This window comes from Acinetobacter sp. YH01018, from assembly GCF_013420295.1.
Classification (GTDB): domain Bacteria; phylum Pseudomonadota; class Gammaproteobacteria; order Pseudomonadales; family Moraxellaceae; genus Acinetobacter.
The window spans coordinates 1-7862 of record NZ_VOYL01000075.1; the positions used below are offsets into that span (position 1 = coordinate 1).

Here is a 7862-nt window from a genome sequence, read left to right on the forward strand (position 1 = left end):
CATATTGAGTTTTACAAGGCTGTTATAGCGTTTGACAAGACGCTGATCCAGACCAGAGATGTGAAATTGAAGAGCATGCTCTTCAATTTAACGCAAAGCTCGGAAATTGTGTAGATACCTATGCCTAAAAGGAGAGGGAATAAATAAGGAATAAAAAAAGGTACATTCAGTACCGTTTTTTTCAAGCAGAAAATCATTAAACCTTTTTCTTCAATTCATCACGGATTTCACGCAGTAACTGAATATCTTCCGGTGTTGGGGCAGGTGCTGCCGGCACTTCCTCTTTTGTACGGCGCATGCGGTTTAACATTTTTACCATCAGGAACACCACCCAAGCCAAAATGATAAAGTTAATTAAAATCGTGAGGAAATTACCATAGGTCAGCACGTTAATTCCGGCTTTGGTCAATGCATCCAAAGATTGCAGATTCTCCGGATTATCCCCGAGGACGATAAATTTCTGGGTAAAATCAACGCCTCCACCCGTAATCAGGGTAATGATGGGCATGATGATATCTTTTACCAATGAGTCGACAATTTTACCGAATGCCCCGCCAATGATAACCCCGATAGCCAAATCCATCATGTTGCCCTTGATGGCAAACTCTTTAAATTCTTGAACAATACTCATACTTGACTCCTGAGACCATTTTCAGTGTTTTTATAGGGTGATAATTAATCTGTTGTTAGAGGTACTTTAGCAATTTTTGCTCACAGAGCAGTTTCATTTTGTAACTTATGCTCACAAAAAAACCGCTAACCTTAGTTAGCGGTTTTTTATATCTGCTAAACAGAAAAATTATTTACCGCGGTTACGCTTACGTTCGTTTTCAGTCAAGTAACGTTTACGGATACGAATTGATTTCGGTGTTACTTCAACCAACTCGTCATCTTCGATGAATTCAAGCGCCTGTTCAAGCGTGTATTCAATGTTCGGTACAAGTGTTAAGGCATCATCAGTACCTGATGCACGTACGTTAGTGAGCTGTTTCGCTTTAGTCGGGTTAACCACCATGTCGTCTGAACGAGAGTTAATACCCACGATCATTCCTTCATAAACTTCCAACTGTGGTTTAGCAAATAGACGGCCACGGTCTTGTAGTGTGAACAATGCATAGCCCAGGCAAGTACCTTGAACCATAGAAATCAACACACCGTTTTGACGTTTAGCAACAGTACCTTGTTTCATTGGACCGTAATGCGAGAAGCTTGATGTCATGATCCCTGTACCAGAAGTCATGGTCAAGAATTCAGAACGGAAACCGATCAAGCCACGTGAAGGAACAGTTGCTTCAATACGGATACGGCCTTTACCGTCAACTTCCATATTGGTCATCTCGCCTTTACGGTGACCCATTTGTTCCATTACAGCACCTTGATGCTGTTCTTCAACGTCAAAAGTTACGTTTTCGTACGGCTCTTGCATTTGACCGTCGATTTCTTTCAAGATCACTTGCGGACGAGATACACCCATCTCGAAGCCTTCACGACGCATGTTTTCGATCAAAACTGAAAGGTGAAGTTCACCACGGCCAGACACTTTAAAACGGTCTGGACTGTCAGTATCTTCAACACGAAGTGCTACGTTATGAATCAATTCGCGATCTAGACGTTCACGGATGTTACGTGAAGTCACGAATTTACCTTCTTTACCCGCAAACGGTGAATTGTTGACCTGGAACGTCATCGATACGGTAGGCTCATCTACAGACAATGGCGGTAAAGCTTCAACAGCTTTCGGATCACAGATTGTGTCAGAAATGTTGAGTGCATCAATACCCGTTACACAAACGATATCGCCTGCAGAAGCTTCTTCAACGTCAACACGATCTAGACCATGGTAACCCATGATTTTTAAGATACGGCCGTTACGCGTCTTACCATCTTTATCAATCACAGTCACTTGCGTATTTAATTTCACTGAACCGCGCTGGATACGACCAACACCGATCACACCAACGAAGCTGTTATAGTCAAGTGAAGAAATCTGCATTTGGAATGGACCATCAACATCAACTGCTGGTGGCTCAACGATGTCAACGATTGTTTGGAACAACGGTGTCATATCTTCAGCAAGTTCTTCTGGAGAAGGACCAGCAACACCACGAAGACCAGATGCATAAACGATCGGGAAGTCTAACTGTTCGTCAGTACCACCAAGATTATCAAACAGATCAAAAACTTGATCGATCACCCAGTCACAACGTGCACTTGGCTTGTCGACTTTGTTGATAATCACGATTGGTTTCAAACCACGTGCAAAGGCTTTTTGTGTTACGAAGCGTGTTTGTGGCATTGGACCTTCTTGTGCGTCCACAAGTAGCAATACACAGTCTACCATCGACAATACACGTTCTACTTCACCACCGAAGTCGGCGTGCCCCGGGGTGTCCACGATGTTAATGCGGTATTCAGTATTAGTACGTTCATCTAACCATTTGATTGCAGTGTTTTTTGCAAGAATGGTAATACCACGTTCACTTTCAATAGCGCCTGAATCCATGACACGCTCAATCTCGCCCGCTCGTTCACCGAGTGCACCTGATTGTTGTAAAAGTTTGTCTACAAGAGTTGTTTTACCGTGGTCAACGTGCGCAATAATGGCAATGTTGCGGAGAGTTTTAATATCTGACATGTAAATTCGATACGTATTAAATTTGAGGGCAAATTATACAGAAAAAACTAAACTTTTAGTAGTGACAGTTTATTGACAGTTACAAGTTTTTTTGACTATTCGTCCTTTTTTTGGTTTGTAAACTCCTGTAACTCGATTAGAATAACGCCAAATTGCTGTTGTACCTTTCTTACATGTCTGATTTACAAAACTCTCCCAAACAACAAGATCGTCTTGATTTGGTCTACGGATTAAACGATCGCCCCAAACCATTTATCGCTTTTCTCGCTGCCCTGCAACATTTACTTGCGATTATTGTCCCGATTGTCACGCCCGGCTTGCTCATCTGTTTAGCTCTTGGGGTGTCAAAAGAAGACACCAACATGATTCTTTCCATGTCTTTGGTCATCTCCGGGATTGCAACCTTTTTACAATGTAAAAAGGTTGGCCCTTTGGGCGCGGGTCTTTTAATTGTACAAGGCACCAGTTTTAACTTTATTGGTCCGATTATCGGCATTGGTTCAGCCATGGTCGCGGCAGGCACCCCTGTTGAAGCGGTGATGGCTTCTATTTTTGGTGTAGTAATTGCCGGATCGTTTATTGAAATGGGTGTGTCACGTATTTTACCTTGGGTAAAACAACTGATCACTCCTCTTGTTACAGGTATTGTGGTCCTGCTGATTGGTTTGACCTTAATTAAGGAAGGTTTAATCAGTATGGGGGGCGGTTATCAGGCCATGGGCGATAAAACCTTTGCCAACGCCGATAACCTGATTATGTCCTGTACGGTACTGGCGATTATTATTGTCCTGAACCGTGTCCGTATTACCTGGATCAAAAGCTCCGCCATTCTGATTGCCCTGATTATTGGTTATGCTCTTGCCGGCTTTATGGGTCACCTTGATTTTTCAGGCATGAAAGATGCGCCAATGGTTCAGATTCCAACACCGATGCATTTTGGTTTAAGCTTCTCTTGGAGCTTGTTTATTCCCATGGCCTTTATTTATCTGGTCACGTCTTTAGAAGCGATTGGTGACATTACCGCAACTTCAAAGATTTCGAATCAGCCAGTCGATGGCCCAGTATGGATGGAGCGTATTAAAGGCGGTGTGCTGGTGAATGGTGCCAACTCTTTGCTCGCCGGCTTATTCAATACTTTCCCAAGTTCGGTATTTGCACAAAATAATGGTGTCATTCAGCTTACTGGTGTTGCAAGCCGTTATGTCGGTATCTGGATTGCAGCATTACTGGTAATTTTAGGCTTGTTACCTGCGGTTGCTGGCGTGATTCAAGCAGTTCCTCAAGCCGTGCTTGGCGGTGCAGTCATGGTGATGTTTGGTGCTGTGGCGGCTTCTGGTATTAATATCCTGTCAGGAATTCATCTTGACCGTCGTGCCCTGTTAATTATTGCCATTTCACTGGCCTTGGGCCTAGGTGTTGCACAAGTCCCACAAATTTTGGAACATCTTCCTGAGTTATTCCGTAACATCTTCAGTTCCGGTGTGGCGACTGGTGGTATTGCAGCATTGCTTTTAAATATTATTCTTCCTGAATCGAAGCAATAATTTCATTTCAGCATCAACTCTGCCCAGCATTGTCTGGGCAGAGTTTTTCAATGGCGAGATAAAAAATGGATCCAAGAAGTGAAGTTGTCATTCGACAGCATGAATACCTTTCTGGACGTGTGCTTTTAGTCAATGCACCGACTGATGATTTACTTTCCAATCTAGAGAAAGACATCAGCCCTTGTTTGTGGACATGGAATTATAATGAATTTCAATATTTTCAGTCACAACAGGCCGCTGTACATTTTGGCGTAGAGCTTCCTGAAGGCAGTTTTGACCAGGCCATTATCTTTGTACCGAAGTCCAAAGAACTGTTAAATTATGTCCTGCATAATGTCGTCAGCCGTCTAGGTTTAGGGGCTTCCATCTTCCTGGTGGGTGAGAAAAAAGGCGGCGTTGAACGTGCAGCCAAACAACTACAGCCTTATGGCAAAGCCTTTAAACTGGACAGTGCACGTCATTGCCAGCTCTGGCAACTCAAGATTGAATCGACGGTTAAAGAAAAGACTTTGGCAAATTGGGCCCAAGAATATACGGTAGCAACACCAAAAGGTGATCTCACTATTTGTGCCCTGCCCGGCGTATTCAGCCAAAATCGTTTAGATGTCGGCACAGCAGTATTCTTACCGTTTTTATCACAGGTCACTTCAGGTAAAATTGCCGACTTTGGCTGTGGTGCCGGTATTATCAGTGCTTATCTGGCCAAACTGAATCCGAAAAACCGCATTTTTGCGCTGGATGTTGATGCTTTTGCATTGGCCTCTACCCGCATGACTTTTGAAAAAAATGACCTTTCTCCCGAACAGCTTGAAATTACTGCTGTGACGGGTATTGAAGATGCGCCTCTTTTCTTGCATGCCATCATCAGCAATCCGCCTTTCCATCAAGGTATTCAAACCAATTATGATGCCAGTGAAAGCTTGTGCAAAACTTCACGCCGTCATTTGAAATCGGGTGGTGAACTCTGGATTGTGGCAAACCGCTTTTTAAATTATCCATTACTCATTGAACAAAGCTTTGGCAAATGTACAACCAAAGCCGATCAACAAGGCTTTAAAGTGCTGTTCACTAGCACCGAAAAGAAATCTTAAGGAACAACGATGAGCGAAACTCAATCTGCACATTTACAGCGTAAGCTGGGTGCACGTCATTTGAATATGATCGCCATTGGTGGTTCTATCGGCACAGGCTTATTCCTGGCTTCTGGTGCAACCATTGCCAATGCAGGTCCGGGCGGTGCTTTATTGGCTTACTGCCTGATTGGAATCATGATTTATTTCCTGATGACCAGTCTGGGCGAGCTTGCGACCCATAACCCGACCTCAGGTGCTTTCTTTACCTACGGTACAAAATATGTAGAAGGCGGTTTTGGCTTTGCTTTGGGCTGGAACTATTGGTACAACTGGGCCATTACGGTTGCTTTTGAACTGGTTGCTGTCCAGTTTATTATGAAATTCTGGTTTCCAGATATTCCCGGATTTTACTGGAGTGCTATTTTTCTGAGCGTAATTTTTGCCATTAACTCACTCTCTGTAAAAGGCTTTGGTGAAAGTGAGTTTTTGTTCTCCCTGGTTAAAGTCATTGCAATCGTTGTCTTTATTATTATTGGTATTGCCATGATTGCAAAAATCATGCTGACACCGAATATGGTAACCTTTGCCAACTGGACCAAAGGTGATGCACCTTTTGTTGGTGGTTTGCAGGCCATGATTGGTGTCGCCATGATTGCCGGATTCTCCTTTCAGGGCACAGAGATGGTGGGTGTGGCTGCGGGTGAATCGAAAGATCCTAAAAAGACCATTCCAGTAGCCATCAAGCAAATTTTCTGGCGTATTTTATTATTCTATGTGGTGTGTATTTTCATCATTGGTACGCTAGTGGCTTATGATGATCCACGCCTGTTACAAGCGGCAGCAAGTGAAAACATTACCCTTTCACCTTTTACCTTATTGTATGAAAAAGTCGGTTTTGCTTTCGCCGCAGGTTTAATGAATGCCGTAATCTTAACTGCGATCCTGTCCGCAGGTAACTCAGGCATGTATTCATCCACCCGTATGCTGTTTGACATGGCACGCAAAGGCAGTGCACCAAAAATCTTTGGTAAACTGGATTCGCGTGGTGTACCCATGAATGCACTGTATGCCACCACAGCAATTGCCGCGCTTTGCTTTCTCACCACTTTTATTGGGGAACAACAAGTATTTAACTGGTTGCTGAATATGTCGGGAATGTGCGGATTCATCGTATGGTTGGGTATTGCCATTTCACACTACCGTTTCCGTAAAGGTTATTTGGCACAAGGTTATAAACTGGAAGATTTAGCGTATAAAGCCAAGTTTTTCCCATTTGCCCCTTGGTTTGCCTTTATTCTTTGTACGATTGTCGTACTTGGACAGAACTATCAAGCCTTTATTACGGGTGATTGGCTCGGTGTATTATCCACCTATATCAGTATTCCATTATTTTTAGCAATCTGGCTGGGTTATAAATGGAAAAACAAAACCAAGTTGGTTTCTTATCAAGATATGGATGTTAAACCGATGAATCCTGATCAGGACTAAATCGGGTATTCAAATAAAAAAAACAGCCTAAAGGCTGTTTTTTTTATTTAACTTATATCAATGATGTGCCAGAAATTCCTTCAAGGCAAAACTGACTTCATTTTTATGAGTGGTACACAACCCGTGCGGTGCTCCCTTAATTTGCTCTTCCACACCCTGTTTTAAGAGTTTAACGGTCTGCTGGCTACAGATTTCTGGCGGTACGATGTTATCTGCTGTTCCATAAAGCACCAAGGTCGGTACTGTAATCTGGGTTAAATCTTCACGTAAATCGGTTTCTGAAAATGTATGGATACAATCATAATGGGCCTTGATTGAACCCTGCATTGCAATACGCCAAAAATTTTGTATTATCCCTTCCGAAGTTTTATTTAACAGCTTGTCATATCCATAAAATGCTTTAGCAAAATCCAGATAAAAATCGGCTCGGTTAGCGAGTAAATTTGCACGCATCTCATCAAACACGTCCGAATCTACACCGTCTGGATAATCATCTCGTTTAATCATGAGTGGAGTTACAGCTGCAATAAGTGCAAGTTTAGTGACTTTATGCTGACCATATTTTGCCGTATAACGGGTCACGACAGCCCCACCGGTAGAATGTCCGACTAAAGCGAACTCGGTTAATCCAAGATGCTCAATGAGTTGATGCATATCTTGTGCATATTGATCAATGTTATGTCCAGCCCAAGGCTGACTCGAGCGTCCATGACCACGTCGATCAAATGCAATCACCCGATAGCCATGTTCTGCAAGAAATAACATCTGGTCTTCAAAAGCATCACTGGAAAGAGGCCATCCATGGGAAAAGACCACAACCGGCCCCTCTCCCCAGTCCTTATAATAAATCGAGGTTCCATCTGTTGTCGTTAACATCTGTGCCATTTTTTCACCCTCTTTTTATTGTATATAGGTGTTTATTAGAACAAGATCGAAATGAAACAGTGTATTAAACAAGTTATGCTTATGTAGCGAACATAAAAAAGCAGCCCTAAGGCCACTGCTGTCCCATAGTTTGCTTTAAATAAAAAAACCTGAGTCCTAACAGTTAAAATATGAGTGCAAACAAACACTTTAACGACCAGGATTCAGGTTTTGTCACATCAGAATACCGTATTTCAT

The 7862-nt window shown here is 42.8% G+C and carries 6 protein-coding genes; 3 read left to right on the top strand and 3 right to left on the bottom strand.

Annotation, left to right across the window (positions count from 1 at the left end; genetic code table 11):
* Window positions 1-196 precede the first annotated feature (196 nt).
* Both mscL and typA read right to left on the bottom strand, forming a co-directional pair.
* Window positions 197-631 carry a large conductance mechanosensitive channel protein MscL gene (gene mscL, locus FTT83_RS14955; protein ID WP_166170855.1) on the bottom strand — a complete coding sequence of 145 codons (435 nt, stop codon included), beginning with the start codon at window positions 629-631 and terminating at the stop codon, window positions 197-199.
* 168 nt (window positions 632-799) lie between these two features.
* A complete protein-coding gene (gene typA / locus FTT83_RS14960) occupies window positions 800-2635 on the bottom strand; it encodes a translational GTPase TypA (protein ID WP_166170857.1) in 1836 nt (611 codons plus the stop codon).
* 173 nt (window positions 2636-2808) lie between these two features.
* On the opposite strand from typA, the gene FTT83_RS14965 reads away from it, so the two are divergent.
* The 3 genes from FTT83_RS14965 (at window position 2809) to FTT83_RS14975 (ending at window position 6740) form a co-directional block, all read left to right on the top strand.
* Window positions 2809-4179, top strand: a complete 1371-nt coding sequence (locus FTT83_RS14965) for a uracil-xanthine permease family protein (RefSeq protein WP_086195686.1) — start codon at window positions 2809-2811, stop codon at window positions 4177-4179.
* Between the two features lie 65 nt (window positions 4180-4244).
* Window positions 4245-5270, top strand: coding sequence for a methyltransferase (locus FTT83_RS14970; protein WP_180044016.1), 1026 nt, complete (start codon window positions 4245-4247; stop codon window positions 5268-5270).
* 9 nt (window positions 5271-5279) lie between these two features.
* A complete protein-coding gene (locus FTT83_RS14975) occupies window positions 5280-6740 on the top strand; it encodes an amino acid permease (protein ID WP_180044014.1) in 1461 nt (486 codons plus the stop codon).
* A gap of 57 nt (window positions 6741-6797) precedes the next feature.
* Here FTT83_RS14975 and FTT83_RS14980 read toward each other — a convergent pair whose 3' ends face one another.
* Window positions 6798-7625: an alpha/beta fold hydrolase gene (locus tag FTT83_RS14980; RefSeq protein WP_180044012.1), complete on the bottom strand. Its 828-nt coding sequence runs from the start codon at window positions 7623-7625 to the stop codon at window positions 6798-6800.
* Window positions 7626-7862: the final 237 nt, after the last annotated feature.